The organism is Pantoea sp. AN62 (assembly GCF_050432985.1).
Classification (GTDB): domain Bacteria; phylum Pseudomonadota; class Gammaproteobacteria; order Enterobacterales; family Enterobacteriaceae; genus Pantoea; species Pantoea brenneri.
Window position 1 is genome coordinate 50,294 of the sequence record NZ_JBNPYB010000022.1, and the last position, 13,476, is coordinate 63,769.

A 13,476-nucleotide genomic window follows, 5' to 3' on the forward strand; every position below is an offset into this window, starting at 1 on the left:
TGATGGAATAGCTAATGGGTGTTTTACACGAGATTGTCCACGCGCTCTGGCATCAGGATTTTGCCGCGCTGGCGAATCCGGATGTAGTGTGGGTGGTGTACGGCGTAATGTTCCTGACGCTGTTTCTGGAAAACGGACTGTTGCCGGCCTCTTTTCTGCCGGGCGACAGTCTGCTGCTGCTGGCGGGTGCCATGGTCGCCAAAGGGGTGATGGATTTCATTCCGACGATGGTGATCCTTACCACCGCCGCCAGTCTCGGCTGCTGGCTGAGTTATCTGCAGGGGCGCTGGCTGGGCAATACCCGGCTGGTCAAAAGCTGGCTGATGCACCTGCCCGCGCAATACCATCAGCGCGCCTGGAATATGTTTAACCGCCATGGCCTGATGGCGCTGCTGGTGGGTCGTTTTCTCGCCTTCATCCGCACTATTCTGCCGACCATGGCTGGCATTGCGGGCTTACAGAATGGCCGCTTCCAGCTGTTTAACTGGCTGAGCGGCGTCTTATGGGTCGGCATCGTGGTGGCGTTTGGCTATGGCATCAGCCAGGTACCGTTCATCAAGCGTCATGAAGATCAGGTGATGGCGATTCTGATGGTGCTGCCGATGGTATTACTGTTTCTCGGCCTGTTCGGCAGCATTATCGTGATCTGGAAGAAACGTCGCCAGAAACAGGCCTGACGTTCCCTCTCTGGTGAGGACCCGCCGCCTGTCAGGCGGAAGGGTCCGCCACCGTCTGACGTACCCGACTCACTTCCTCGCCCGGCGTGACGCCAAAATAGCGCTTAAACTCGCGCGAAAACTGCGACGGGCTTTCATAGCCAACCCGCACCGCCGCCGCACTCGCTTTCAATCCATCATGCAGCATCAGCAGCCGCGCCTGATGCAGGCGGTAGCGTTTGAGATATTGCAGCGGGGAAGTCTGGGTCACTGCCTTAAAGTTGTGGTGAAACGCGGAGACGCTCATGTTCACCTCCGCCGCCAGCGCGTCGACGCTGAGATTATCGGCGAAGTGGTTTTCAATACGCCGCAGCGCACGGGCAATCTGACTGAACTGGGTCTGGCGACTCACCAGCGACAGCAGCGCGCCACCAATCGGGCCGGTCAGCACGTAATAGATTATCTCACGCACAATATGCGGCCCCAGTACCCGGGCATCGCGCGGCTGCGTCATCACATCCAGCAGGCGTTCCGCCGCACACAGCATCGGTTCGGTCAGCCACGCCGAGTGGATGCCGGAAGTCAGCGGCTGTGGCTGAAACTGTTCATCGTCACCAATCTCAATCAGCAGATCCTGCAGGCTGGCGGTATCGACATTCAGACACAAACCGGCGATCGGCACCTCCGGCGAGGCCCAGGTTTCACACTCAACCGGCAGCGGCACCGTGAGCATCAGGTACTTGCTGGCGTCGTACTGGAATACCGTACTGCCGAGATAGCCGGTTTTGCTGCCCTGAAACAGGATCACAATGCCGGGCTGATACATCATCGGCGTGCGCGGACGATACTGATTGGCATAAATCAGCGAAACATTACTGACCGGATAGAGGCGATCGCGGCCGTGGGTCATTAAGGTCACAACCTGCTGCGCCAGGCGGTGACACAGAGCATCATGTGCCATCCAGACTCCTTATCAGGACAAAAATTCAGTGTGCCGTGACACTGCCTGAACCGCCAGCAAATTGGAGAATCAGGCAAGAAGTTTGCCGGATCGGGCATGGCCATGCCGTCGCCCTCGTTCAGCCCGACAGGCAGGGTGTGAATTGTTGGCTAGACTTAAGCACAGTGAAATCTCACTGGTTAACTGCAACGGAAAGGAGCAACTATGGCAGACCAACCCATTATCAAACTGCACGATGGCAACATGATGCCGCAACTGGGACTGGGCGTGTGGCAGGCCAGTATTGAAGAAGCGCGTCAGGCGGTACTGAAAGCCTTACAGGTCGGCTATCGCTCGATTGATACCGCCGCCGCATATAAGAATGAGGAAGCGATTGGTCAGGCGCTGCAGGAAACCGACGTGCCGCGCGACGAGATTTTCGTCACCACCAAGCTGTGGAATGACGATCAGCAGAACGTTCAGCAGGCGATGGAAACCAGCCTGCAGAAACTGCAGCTGGAGCAGGTTGACCTCTATCTGATGCACTGGCCATGCCCGGAAAAGGATCACTACGTTGACGCCTGGAAGAAGATGATTGAGCTGCAGCAGCAGGGGCTGACCAAAAGTATTGGCGTCTGTAACTTCCATGAATCCCACCTTAAGCGGCTGCTGGATGAAACCGGCGTGACGCCGGTGGTTAACCAGATTGAGCTGCATCCGATGCTGCAGCAGCGCACGCTGCATGCCTGGAATGCGATGCACCAGATTCAGACCGAATCCTGGAGCCCGCTGGCACAGGGCGGTAAAGGCGTGTTTGATCAGGAGGTGATTAAATCGCTGGCCAAGAAATATGGCAAAACCCCGGCGCAGATCGTCATTCGCTGGCATCTGGATAGCGGCCTGGTGGTGATTCCGAAGTCAGTGACGCCGGCGCGTATCGAAGAGAACTTTAAGGTGTTTGATTTCCGGCTGGATAAGCATGAAGTCAGCGACATCACTAAGCTGGATAGCGGCAACCGTCTGGGGCCGGATCCGGAAACCTTTAACGGCTAAGCGGTAATACCGTTTACGGCGCGGCGTGACGCGGTTCATTGCTGTTGTCGCACTAAAAAAAAGGGCAACGTCACGTTGCCCTTTTTCGTTACGCCGTACGGCTTACTGCGTCGGCTGCACCACCAGTTGACCGGCAGTTCCGCGGTCGGCCAGTTCCAGCGTCTGGCTGTAATAGACAAACGGGAAATGGTCTGACGAACTCTGCGGGAAGCTGACCATCAGTTCCACATCACCGTCGACCCACACCGTATCTTTCCAGCCACGATCCTCGCCCATCGGCTGTGCGCCATTGACGCTCTTAATCAGGAACATCACGCCCTGAATATGCAGCGCCTGGGGCCGATCGGCATGCACGATCCAGCGCTCAAAGGTGCCCTGCTGCGCGGTGGTATCAATACGGTTCATATCCCAGATCGCCCCGTTGATGCCCGGCATACTGTCGCCGATGCGGAATTCACGCGTGCGTACCGCCACCCCATCCAGAATCTGATCGGCCAGCAGCCGCATCGGCAGATTATCGGTGACCAGCGGCAGCAGGCCGGTGGGTCGTAAGGTCAGGATCAGGGTGGAGGTCAGGATGGAGGATGGCTCAAAGAAGCCGCGCAGCCGATCCATAATGCCCGCCGCGGTACCCGCAGTAATCGACACTTCATCGCCCTGCGACATATCGATCAGCACTTCGCGTCGTTCGCCCGGCGCCAGTGACAGACGCTGCACCGCAACCGGCGCAGGCAGATAGCCCTGATCGCTGGCTATCACCATAAACGGCCGGTTATCGCTCAGCACCATCTCATAACGTCGCGCATTTGAGGCGTTCAGCAGACGCAGACGCACCCAGCCACGCGAGACCTCAACAAACGGGTTACGCACGCCATTGACCAGCAGCGTATCACCGAGAAAGCCGCCATCCTGCGGTGGATCGTAAACCGGGGTAGCGAAGTTATCGAGCCGCTTGTCCTGAATGATGATCGGGAAGTCATCGACGCCGTAATGTTTTGGCAGCGGCAACTGCTTGCTGACCTCATCTTCAATCAGCCACATGCCCGCCAGCCCGTTGTAGATATGCGGCGCCATGCGGTTTGGCGTATTGGCGTGATACCAGCAGGTCGAGGCGGCCTGACGAATCGGCAGGACCGGCGCCCAGTCGACGCCGGCTGACATCATGCGCGGTGCGCCGCCCATCAGCGCGCCCGGTAACTGCAGGCCGCTGACGGTCATTGAAACCGGCTCATTGAGGCGATTGCTGTAGATCAGCTTCACATCGTCGCCGCTGTAGACGCGCACCGTCGGGCCGAGATAGAGGCCATTGATGCCCCACACCGGCACTTTGTTGTTGTCGCCATTGAATGACCAGTGGCTGCGCTGCATGGTCAAAAACAGCGGCTGACCGCGACGGGATTCCAGCAAGGGCGGAATCGGAAGTGGCGTATCACCATTGGCGGCGGACGCGGCACGGGCCGTATGAGGCATAACACCGGCGCTAAGCGCCACTCCAGCAGAAAGCTGGATAAACTGACGTCTGCTGAAAGACATAAAACTTCTGACCTTTTACGCGTGGCGCTGACGCGCCAACCCTGTTTTTATTGCTGTTATGTGCTGTGCTGCGTTCACGGCGAGCGGTTAATCACCGCTCGCCGGACGGCATCCCTGCAGGCGAATTCGGCGAAGCGATCGCCGGTCAGATTTTACCGTTTTTTTCGCGTTCTTCGACTTCGGCGTTGAGCTCTTCCAGCTTCGCCGCCATCATTTCACGGCAATGGGTTGCCAGCTTACGCACCGAGGAGGACTCGAATTGTTTAACGTCAACCGGTGGCAGCATCTCAACGATGACCAGCCCATTGTTCCAGCGGTTCAGTTTGATCTTACCGTGGGTATTGGACACCACAATCGGGATGATCGGAACGCCAGCCGCAACCGCAGCATGGAACGCACCGGTTTTAAACGGCAGTAAACCGCGGCCGCGACTGCGGGTGCCTTCCGGAAACATCCAGAACGAGATGCGCTTACGGTTAAACTGATCGACCAGCTGGCCAATCGTGCCGTGCGCTTTAGCCCGGTTATCCCGGTCGATCAGCAGATTGCCGGTCAGCCAGTAGAGCAGACCAAAAAACGGTACCCACAACAGGCTCTTTTTGCCGACCGTCACCGTGGTTGGCTGCACGATTTTGGCGGCGGTCACCATGTCATAGTTGTTCTGGTGGTTAGCGATATAGATCGCATTGCCGTAGTTGTCAGCGCCTTCCGGACGGCGCAGTTCTACTTTAAGGCCTAATACCGTCGACAATTTACCGAACAGACGACCAAAAGTGGCGACGTGGCGCGGATTGCGCGGTGAAAAAAGACACCAGATACAGCCAAACACAGAGACTAATATCGAATAAATTACCACGATAATGGTACGCAGTATCAGTAACATAGTTCCCTCATTGAGCCACGGCTGACACAGCGTCAGCCGGGTAGTTTACGCGTCGCTGTCCGGGCTGGCCGGACGCGCAGGGGCATCCAGTTCAACACGATCAATTTTTTGCAGGCCGCGCGGCAGCAGTGTGCCACGGCGTCCACGGTCGGCGCGGAATTTCTGCAGCTCTTCACTGCGCAGCAGCATCTTACGCTTGCCAACATGCAGGGTGATGGCGCTGCCTGGCGGCAGAATCATCAGCCACGCCAGTTTATCCTGACCGGCGGCAGCTTCAGCGGCGGGGATCGAGATAATCTTGTTGCCTTTGCCTTTCGACATTTGCGGCAGTTCGCCTACCGGGAACATCAGCATCCGTCCCGCCTGCGTAATCGCCAGCAGCATGTCATCTTCATGATGCACCGCCATCGGCGTCATCACATGGGCGTTTTCCGGCAGCGTCAGCAGCGCTTTACCGGCGCGGTTACGGGAGACCAGATCGGCAAAGGTGCAGATAAAGCCATAGCCCGCATCAGAGGCCATCAGTAATCGCTGTTCATCCGGCTCCATCAGCACCTGCTCAACCACCGCACCCGGCGGCGGCGTCAGCTTACCGGTCAGCGGCTCGCCCTGCCCGCGTGCCGACGGCAGCGAGGTCGGATCCAGCGTGTAGCTGCGGCCGGTGGAGTCGATAAAGGCCACCGGCTGGTTGCTCTTACCGCGTGCGGCCGCCAGATAACTGTCGCCCGCTTTATAGCTCAGCCCGGCAGGATCGATATCATGCCCTTTGGCGCTGCGTACCCAGCCCATCTGCGACAGCACAATGGTCACCGGCTCAGACGGAATCAGCTCGGTTTCGCTCAGCGCTTTCGCTTCTTCACGTTCGCGCAGCGGAGAACGGCGCTCGTCACCATAGCTGGCGCTGTCGGCCTGTAACTCTTTCTTCAGCAGGGTGTTCATCTTGCGTTCAGAAGCCAGCGTTGCCTGCAGCTGATCGCGTTCTTTCTCCAGCTCGGCCTGCTCAGCGCGGATCTTCACCTCTTCCAGCTTCGCCAGGTGGCGTAACTTCAGTTCGAGGATCGATTCGGCCTGGGTTTCACTCAGCTCAAAACGTGACATCAGTACCGGCTTCGGCTCATCTTCGGTACGGATGATGTGGATCACTTCATCAATATTGAGGAAGGCCACCAGCAAACCGTCGAGGATATGCAGACGACGCAGCACGCGGTCGAGCCGGTGATTAAGGCGACGTTTTACCGTATCACGGCGGAACACCAGCCATTCCGACAGGATTTCGTGCAGGTTTTTAACCGCCGGACGGTTGTCCAGGCCAATCATGTTGAGGTTAACCCGGTAGCTTTTTTCCAGATCGGTGGTGGCGAACAGGTGGTTCATCACCTGATCCAGATCGACCCGGTTAGAGCGTGGCACGATCACCAGACGGGTCGGATTCTCATGATCCGATTCGTCACGCAGATCCTCGACCATCGGCAACTTTTTGTTGCGCATCTGGTTGGCGATCTGTTCCAGAACCCGCGCACCTGACACCTGATGCGGCAGCGCGGTGATCACCACTTCGCCCTCTTCCTTCTTCCATACCGCGCGCTGGCGAATAGAGCCACGCCCGTTCTGATAGATTTTGCGGATCTCGTCGCGTGGCGTAATGATCTCCGCCTCGGTCGGATAATCCGGGCCCTGCACGATATCCAGCAGCGCATCCAGCGTGGTTTTGGGATGGTCGATCAGGGTGATCGCCGCCTGCGCCACTTCACGCAGGTTATGCGGTGGAATATCGGTCGCCATACCGACCGCGATACCGGTGGTGCCGTTCAGCAGAATGTTCGGCAACCGCGCCGGCAGCATCTTCGGCTCCTGCAGGGTGCCATCAAAGTTCGGCTGGTAATCGACCGTTCCCTGACCCAACTCACCCAGCAGCAGTTCAGCATATTTTGACAGGCGTGATTCGGTGTAACGCATCGCGGCGAAGGACTTAGGATCGTCCGGTGCACCCCAGTTACCCTGTCCATCCACCAGCGGATAGCGATAAGAGAACGGCTGCGCCATTAATACCATCGCTTCATAGCAGGCGCTGTCGCCGTGCGGATGGTATTTACCCAGCACGTCACCCACGGTACGCGCCGATTTTTTAAATTTGGCGCTGGCGGTGAGGCCCAGTTCGGACATTGCGTAGATAATGCGTCGCTGTACCGGCTTTAACCCGTCACCAATGTAGGGCAACGCGCGGTCCATGATGACGTACATCGAATAGTTTAAGTACGCATTCTCAGTAAATGTGTGCAGGGCAAGACGCTCTGCACCATCCTGCGTCAGTTCACTCATTAATTTCTCATCCTCACATCGTGGCCCACAACGGCGGGACACCCGGCGGTGGTTTGGCGAGGATAGTACCTTATTCGCCGGTGTTAGTCACAGGGGAAGCGCGCGGTGACGGGCGGTCAGCTGGCGCTGATTACGCCGTCAGCAGCGCGAAGATCAGGCGGATTGCATTACGGCTGTGCACCTATCCACTGCCGGGCGATCTCACGGTACTCACCGGTGGCGGTGCTGAGGTGTAACCACTGATCGACATAGAGTTTCCAGCTGATGTCATCGCGCGGGATCATGTAGGCCTTTTCACCATATTGTAGCGGCCGATCGGCATTGATCGCACACAGCGTCGGGAAGCGCTGCTGCTGATAGCGCGCCTCAGAGGCATCGGTAATCATCACATCGGCGTGGTTATCGACCAGTTGCTGGAAGATGGTGACGTTATCGTGGAACAGGGTTAGCGAGGCCTGCGGCAGATGGCTGTGAATGAAGGCTTCGTTAGTGCCGCCCGCCGGCTCCACCAGACGGACCTGCGGGCGATTGAGCTGCTCCAGCGTCTGATAGCGGTCTTTATCGGCACAGCGCACCAGCGGGATTTTGCCGTCTACGCCCAGCGGCTGAGCGAACCAGGCGGTCTGCTGCCGCTTCAGGGTAACGGATACGCCACCCAGCGCGATATCACACTGCTTCGCCAGAAAATCGGGCATCAGGGTTTTCCAGCTGGTGGCAACCCATTCTACTTTCGCGCCCAGTGAGGCGGCCAGCGCCTTCGCCATGCTGATATCCAGCCCTTCATACTGGCCGTCGGGACGCAGAAAGCTGTAAGGCTTGTAGTCACCGGTGGTACAGACTTTCAGCACTTTACTGCTGAGAACACTATCCAGACGCGACTGTGCCTGAGCGGCACCGGTGGCCAGCAACAAAGCAAGGATGACGGTTTTTTTCATTATTGTGTTTTCTTTGGCAGGTTGGTTTACGTACTGAATGGTGCCATAAATCGGCGTATTGTTGCCGCTACAGCAAAAGTGTTGTGATCAGCCTCCCATTTCTCTGTCGCCGCTTCGCGCGTAAGCTGAGCGTCATACACAGAAAACGGAGCACATATTCGAATGAGTAAGATCTTAATTATCGACGGCGGCAAAACGTTTGCCCACTCGAAAGGCGAACTGAACCACACCCTGACCGACGTCGCCGCCAGCCAGCTGCGCGATATGGGCCACGAAGTCTCTGTCACCGTGGCGGACAGCGACTACGTGGTGGCTGACGAAGTACAAAAATATGTCGACAGCGATGTGGTCATTTATCAGATGCCAGGCTGGTGGATGGGTGAACCCTGGACCGTTAAGCGCTACATTGATGAAGTCTTTACCGAAGGTCACGGTTCGCTGTACGCCAGTGATGGTCGCACCCGCTCTGACGCCGCCAAAAAATATGGTTCCGGCGGTCTGCTGCAGGGCAAAAAATATATGCTGTCACTGACCTGGAACGCGCCGCTGCAGGCCTTTACCGATCCGGAGCAGTTCTTTGAAGGCGTCGGCGTGGATGGGCTTTACCTGCACTTCCATAAAGCCAACCAGTTCCTGGGTATGGAAGCCCTGCCGACCTTTATCTGTAATGACGTGATCAAGCAGCCTGACGTGCCGCGTGACATTGCGGCCTATCGTGCCCACCTGACGCGCGTTTTTGGCTAAGCCAGGCTGCCGTTAAGCTTCACTCCCCCGCGAAAGAGGAATCCGCGAATGTTAACAGTCGTTGCTGAAATTTGTGTAAAACCCGGCCGCCGTCAGGCGGTGCTTGAGGCCGTAAAAGCGCTGATCCCGACCGTGCTGCAGGAAGAGGGATGCCACCAGTATGATGCGCTGCTGGACCATCAGGCACAGGTGCCGTGGAAACAGAACTCGCCGGACTCCATTTTTATGCTGGAACAGTGGGAAACGCTGCGTCATCTGGAGCAGCATCAGCAGATGCCGCACATGGATGCGCATCGCGCCATCATTAAAGATGATGTGCTGGATGTGAAAATTCTGGTGCTGGAACCCAGCGCCTGATGATCGCTGAAGCCCTGCCCTCTGTTCTGTAACCGGGGCAGAGTCTGGTGATAAGCCTGAAGCAGGGTGCCTCTCGCAGCGATAAATTAGCTCAACGCGCAGGAAATAAGGTCAGAAGAGGAAGCGTCCCGCGCCGGAGACGGCGCGGGACGAACGTGCCATAGATGGTAGTTGTTGCGCCTTTCCGATCTGACCCTGTTCCCTGCGCATGCACCCTCCCACAGCCAATCCAGCCAGATATTGTCAGCATCCTCCAACCTCTGCCCCGTGGCAGGGGTTTTTTATTATGTCATCAAAGCTCACAGCAGCTGGCGACGGTCGATCTCGGTGCGAAGAAAATCGAGAAAGCAGCCAATACGTGAGGAGAGCGTGGTGTTGCGATAGTAGACCGCGTGAACCGGCAGCCGCAGTTCGCGGGTTTCATCGGGCAATACCGGTACCAGCCGTCCAGCGGCGCAATCTTCCCGGCTGACAAAGTCGGAGAGGCGCGCAATGCCCTGCCCGGCCAGCGCCAGTTGCCGGATGGTTTCACCACTGGAGGCGGAGAGCGTCGGCTTGATCCGCATAAACTCGCCGTCGGGCTGCCAGACCGGCCAGACGTTGTGATTATCAAGATGGCTGAAACCGATGATCTGATGCTGTTCAAGATCGGCGACGGTTTGCGGCGTGCCGGCTTTCGCCAGATAGGCCGGGCTGGCCATCAGACGAATGGCACTGCTGCCCAGCATCCGCGCCCGCAGCGTAGAATCGCGCAGTTCACCAATGCGAATGGCGACGTCGGTTTGCTGCTCCAGCAGATCGATCAGGATATCGTCGGTATTGAGTTCCAGCTGAATCAGCGGATATTGCGCGCGGAACGCATCCACCAGCGGCACAATCACGTGCAGCATAAACGGGGTCGCGGCATTGACCCGTAATCGCCCTGAAGGCATTTCACGACGCTGGGCAATCTGCTCTTCCGCCTGCTCTACCGACGCCAGAATCTGACGCGCATGCTCCAGAAACACCTGCCCTTCCTCTGTCAGTGCCAGCCGGCGGGTGGTGCGATGCAGCAGGGTAGTCTGCAGTTTGCTCTCCAGCCGGCTTAAGGCGCGACTGATGCCTGAACTGGTCTGCGCCAGCTGGTCGGCCGCGGCGGTAATCGATCCGCTATCCACCACGGCAACCCAGGCGCGTAACTCTTCCAGTGTAATTTTCACAATCGCTGCTGTCTCTGCTGTGTGGACCAGCCCGGGCGACTTATGGCCCGGCGGTCATTTTTGACGTGCGCAACCTGTAAAACAGGACGCTGGCGCGTCCTGTTTTTTATACTTCGATGTCGGCCATGTCGCCTTTTTCCTGCAACCAGTTTCGCCGGTCTTCGGAACGTTTTTTCGCCAGCAGCATGTCCATCATGCGTAACGTCTGGTCCACGTCTTCATCACTGATGGTCAGCTGCACCAGCCGACGGGTATTAGGATCAAGGGTGGTTTCGCGCAGCTGCAGCGGGTTCATCTCACCCAGCCCTTTAAAGCGCTGAACGTTAGGTTTGCCCTTTTTACGCTTCAGCTGCTCCAGCACGCCCTCTTTCTCATCTTCATCCAGCGCGTAGTAAACCTCTTTGCCCAGATCGATGCGGTAGAGCGGTGGCATCGCCACATAGACGTGGCCGCCTTTAACCAGCGAACGGAAATGCTTCACAAACAGCGCGCAGAGTAAGGTCGCGATATGCAGACCATCGGAGTCCGCATCCGCCAGAATGCAGACTTTGCCGTAGCGCAGCTGCGAAAGATCTTCGCTGTCGGGATCGATACCGATCGCCACGGAAATATCGTGCACTTCCTGCGAGGCCAGCACCTCATCCGAAGAGACTTCCCAGGTGTTAAGGATCTTGCCTTTCAACGGCATGATCGCCTGATATTCACGATCGCGCGCCTGCTTAGCCGATCCACCGGCTGAATCCCCTTCGACCAGGAACAGTTCGGTCTTATTCAGATCCTGCGCGGTACAGTCCGCCAGTTTGCCAGGCAACGCCGGGCCGCTGGTGAGCTTTTTACGCACCACTTTCTTCGCCGCACGCAGGCGACGCTGGGCGCTGGAGATTGCCAGTTCGGCCAGTTGCTCAGCCGCCTGTACGTTCTGGTTGAGCCACAGGCTGAAGGCATCTTTTACCACGCCCGACACAAAGGCCGCGCACTGACGTGAAGAGAGGCGCTCTTTGGTTTGTCCGGCAAACTGCGGATCCTGCATCTTCACTGACAGCACGTAGGCGCAGCGATCCCAGATATCTTCCGCAGAGAGTTTTACGCCGCGCGGCAGGATGTTGCGGTATTCACAGAATTCACGCATCGCATCCAGCAGGCCCTGACGCAGACCGTTAACGTGGGTACCGCCCTGCATGGTCGGGATCAGGTTAACGTAGCTTTCGGTGAGCAGTTCGCCGCCTTCCGGCAGCCATAACAGCGCCCAGTCGACCGCTTCAACGTCACCGGCAAAACTGCCGACGAACGGTTTTTCCGGCAGCGTTGGCAGCCCGTTAACCGCTTCGCACAGGTAGTCGGTCAGGCCATCTTCGTAGCACCAGCGCTGCTCGGTGTTATTCAGCTTGTCTTTAAAGACGATTTCGACGCCCGGACAGAGCACCGCTTTGGCTTTCAGCAGGTGCGACAGACGCGATACCGAGAAGCGCGGGCTGTCGAAGAAACTTTCATCAGGCCAGAAGTGTACGCGGGTACCGGTGTTGCGCTTCGCCACCGTGCCGGTGACCGTCAGTTCCTGCACTTTTTCGCCATTTTCAAAGGCGATGTCATACACTTCGCCATTACGGCGTACCGTGACTTCCACCCGTTTTGACAGGGCGTTCACCACCGAAATGCCGACGCCGTGCAGGCCGCCCGAGAACTGATAGTTTTTATTGGAGAACTTGCCGCCGGCGTGCAGGCGACAGAGGATCAGCTCCACCGCGGGCACGCCCTCTTCCGGATGAATATCCACCGGCATGCCGCGACCATCATCAATAACTTCCAGTGATTGATCGGCGTGCAGAATCACTTCAACCCGCTTCGCGTGGCCGCCCAGCGCCTCATCGACGCTGTTATCAATCACTTCCTGACCCAAATGGTTGGGCCGCGTCGTGTCGGTGTACATTCCCGGGCGACGGCGAACAGGCTCAAGGCCAGTCAGGACCTCAATGGCATCCGCGTTATAGTTTGATTGACTCATCGTAAATGTCTGATTAGAAGGGTGAAATGGGGTGCGATTTCCGCATTACTCAGGGATGATTCAGACCGAGAAAGTCCAGAATCTGCGGGAAATGGCGCTCGAATCCAGTAAATGTATGGTTTCCGCCCTCTTCAACCGTATGGCGGCACGCGCTGTAATAGTCGAGCGCCTGACGGTAATCGAGAACTTCATCGCCGGTTTGTTGCAGCAGCCAGAGTAAATCGGGCGCTTCCAGCGGTTCAATCTGCATTACTTTCAGATCGTAAATGTGGCGTGACTCTAACACATATTGCTGGCCGGTGTAGGGATTCTGATTGTCGCCGAGGTAATCCGCCAGCAACTCAAAAGGCCGTACCGCAGGATTGACCACCACGGCCGGCAGCATAAAACATTGCGACAGCCAGGTGGCGTAATACCCGCCGAGAGAAGAGCCAACCAGACCCAGAGTTTCGCCGCTGCGGCTCAGCACTAACTCTTCCAGCATCGCGGCGGCATCCGCCGGAAAGGTCGGCAGCTGCGGCACGATCATCTCGATCGCCGGATGCGTTACCTGTAGCCACTGACGGAACTGCGTCGCCTTGGCCGACTGGGGTGAGCTGTTGAAACCGTGCAGATAAAGCAGCGCCGCCATCGGTCAGTATCCTTCAGAGTCTAAATCGGGGCGGAAGATGTCGGTATCAAGACGGTTAACCTCGGTTTCAAGCTGGCCGTCCGGGTGCAGGGTAAACCAGCGCCAGCCCGGTGCCACGGTATCAATCGCGGGTAATGACTCCAACTTATTGATAGTGTTTTATGTTCAGATAATGCCCGATGACTTTGTCATGCAGCTCCACCGATTTTGAGAACGACAGCGAC

The 13,476-nt window shown here is 57.4% G+C and carries 13 protein-coding genes and 1 pseudogene; 4 read left to right on the plus strand and 10 right to left on the minus strand.

Annotation, left to right across the window (positions count from 1 at the left end; all coding sequences use genetic code 11):
* The first annotated feature begins 14 nt into the window (after positions 1 to 14).
* Positions 15 to 677 carry a DedA family protein gene (locus FHW04_RS21460; protein WP_031376521.1) on the plus strand — a complete coding sequence of 221 codons (663 nt, stop codon included), beginning with the start codon at positions 15 to 17 and terminating at the stop codon, positions 675 to 677.
* Between the two features lie 31 nt (positions 678 to 708).
* Here the strand turns inward: FHW04_RS21460 and FHW04_RS21465 are convergent, their stop codons facing one another.
* On the minus strand, positions 709 to 1,617 hold the full coding sequence (locus FHW04_RS21465) for an AraC family transcriptional regulator (protein ID WP_031376520.1): 909 nt from the start codon (positions 1,615 to 1,617) through the stop codon (positions 709 to 711).
* A gap of 204 nt (positions 1,618 to 1,821) precedes the next feature.
* On the opposite strand from FHW04_RS21465, the gene dkgA reads away from it, so the two are divergent.
* A complete protein-coding gene (dkgA, locus tag FHW04_RS21470) occupies positions 1,822 to 2,649 on the plus strand; it encodes a 2,5-didehydrogluconate reductase DkgA (RefSeq protein WP_031376519.1) in 828 nt (275 codons plus the stop codon).
* 102 nt (positions 2,650 to 2,751) lie between these two features.
* On the opposite strand, the gene ftsP is transcribed toward dkgA, so the two are convergent.
* From ftsP to FHW04_RS21490, 4 genes are all read right to left on the minus strand, one after another.
* Entirely contained in the window at positions 2,752 to 4,182 is a 1,431-nt protein-coding gene (gene ftsP / locus FHW04_RS21475) for a cell division protein FtsP (RefSeq protein WP_031376518.1), read from the minus strand.
* A 145-nt stretch (positions 4,183 to 4,327) separates the two neighbouring features.
* Positions 4,328 to 5,065, minus strand: a complete 738-nt coding sequence (locus FHW04_RS21480) for a 1-acylglycerol-3-phosphate O-acyltransferase (protein WP_031376517.1) — start codon at positions 5,063 to 5,065, stop codon at positions 4,328 to 4,330.
* Positions 5,066 to 5,110: 45 nt separating this feature from the next.
* Complete coding sequence (parC, locus tag FHW04_RS21485) at positions 5,111 to 7,384, minus strand: DNA topoisomerase IV subunit A (protein ID WP_031376516.1); 2,274 nt, start codon at positions 7,382 to 7,384, stop codon at positions 5,111 to 5,113.
* Positions 7,385 to 7,551: 167 nt separating this feature from the next.
* Complete coding sequence (locus FHW04_RS21490) at positions 7,552 to 8,319, minus strand: transporter substrate-binding domain-containing protein (RefSeq protein ID WP_089561955.1); 768 nt, start codon at positions 8,317 to 8,319, stop codon at positions 7,552 to 7,554.
* A 162-nt stretch (positions 8,320 to 8,481) separates the two neighbouring features.
* On the opposite strand from FHW04_RS21490, the gene FHW04_RS21495 reads away from it, so the two are divergent.
* Entirely contained in the window at positions 8,482 to 9,063 is a 582-nt protein-coding gene (locus FHW04_RS21495; RefSeq protein WP_031376514.1) for an NAD(P)H-dependent oxidoreductase, read from the plus strand.
* A 48-nt stretch (positions 9,064 to 9,111) separates the two neighbouring features.
* Entirely contained in the window at positions 9,112 to 9,420 is a 309-nt protein-coding gene (locus FHW04_RS21500) for a putative quinol monooxygenase (protein ID WP_031376513.1), read from the plus strand.
* 299 nt (positions 9,421 to 9,719) lie between these two features.
* On the opposite strand, the gene FHW04_RS21505 is transcribed toward FHW04_RS21500, so the two are convergent.
* The 5 genes and pseudogenes from FHW04_RS21505 to FHW04_RS21525 all read right to left on the minus strand — a co-directional run.
* Positions 9,720 to 10,619, minus strand: coding sequence for a LysR substrate-binding domain-containing protein (locus FHW04_RS21505; protein ID WP_069729232.1), 900 nt, complete (start codon positions 10,617 to 10,619; stop codon positions 9,720 to 9,722).
* Between the two features lie 106 nt (positions 10,620 to 10,725).
* Positions 10,726 to 12,621 (minus strand): DNA topoisomerase IV subunit B, encoded by a 1,896-nt coding sequence (gene parE / locus FHW04_RS21510; RefSeq protein ID WP_031376511.1) that lies wholly within the window; start codon positions 12,619 to 12,621, stop codon positions 10,726 to 10,728.
* A gap of 49 nt (positions 12,622 to 12,670) precedes the next feature.
* Positions 12,671 to 13,252 (minus strand): esterase YqiA, encoded by a 582-nt coding sequence (gene yqiA, locus FHW04_RS21515; RefSeq protein WP_031376510.1) that lies wholly within the window; start codon positions 13,250 to 13,252, stop codon positions 12,671 to 12,673.
* 3 nt (positions 13,253 to 13,255) lie between these two features.
* Positions 13,256 to 13,378: pseudogene (locus FHW04_RS21520) on the minus strand (3',5'-cyclic-AMP phosphodiesterase); the annotation flags it as partial.
* Between the two features lie 19 nt (positions 13,379 to 13,397).
* The coding region (locus FHW04_RS21525) for an IS1 family transposase (protein WP_001401901.1) at positions 13,398 to 13,476 on the minus strand (79 nt) is incomplete at its 5' end.

What these genes read in the sequence shown, in the direction of transcription:
- FHW04_RS21460 (WP_031376521.1), top strand. Translation starts at nt 15, where the DNA reads ATGGGTGTTTTACACGAGATTGTCCACGCGCTCTGGCATCAGGATTTT.
- FHW04_RS21465 (WP_031376520.1), bottom strand. Translation starts at nt 1,617, where the DNA reads ATGGCACATGATGCTCTGTGTCACCGCCTGGCGCAGCAGGTTGTGACC.
- dkgA (WP_031376519.1), top strand. Translation starts at nt 1,822, where the DNA reads ATGGCAGACCAACCCATTATCAAACTGCACGATGGCAACATGATGCCG.
- ftsP (WP_031376518.1), bottom strand. Translation starts at nt 4,182, where the DNA reads ATGTCTTTCAGCAGACGTCAGTTTATCCAGCTTTCTGCTGGAGTGGCG.
- FHW04_RS21480 (WP_031376517.1), bottom strand. Translation starts at nt 5,065, where the DNA reads ATGTTACTGATACTGCGTACCATTATCGTGGTAATTTATTCGATATTA.
- parC (WP_031376516.1), bottom strand. Translation starts at nt 7,384, where the DNA reads ATGAGTGAACTGACGCAGGATGGTGCAGAGCGTCTTGCCCTGCACACA.
- FHW04_RS21490 (WP_089561955.1), bottom strand. Translation starts at nt 8,319, where the DNA reads ATGAAAAAAACCGTCATCCTTGCTTTGTTGCTGGCCACCGGTGCCGCT.
- FHW04_RS21495 (WP_031376514.1), top strand. Translation starts at nt 8,482, where the DNA reads ATGAGTAAGATCTTAATTATCGACGGCGGCAAAACGTTTGCCCACTCG.
- FHW04_RS21500 (WP_031376513.1), top strand. Translation starts at nt 9,112, where the DNA reads ATGTTAACAGTCGTTGCTGAAATTTGTGTAAAACCCGGCCGCCGTCAG.
- parE (WP_031376511.1), bottom strand. Translation starts at nt 12,621, where the DNA reads ATGAGTCAATCAAACTATAACGCGGATGCCATTGAGGTCCTGACTGGC.
- yqiA (WP_031376510.1), bottom strand. Translation starts at nt 13,252, where the DNA reads ATGGCGGCGCTGCTTTATCTGCACGGTTTCAACAGCTCACCCCAGTCG.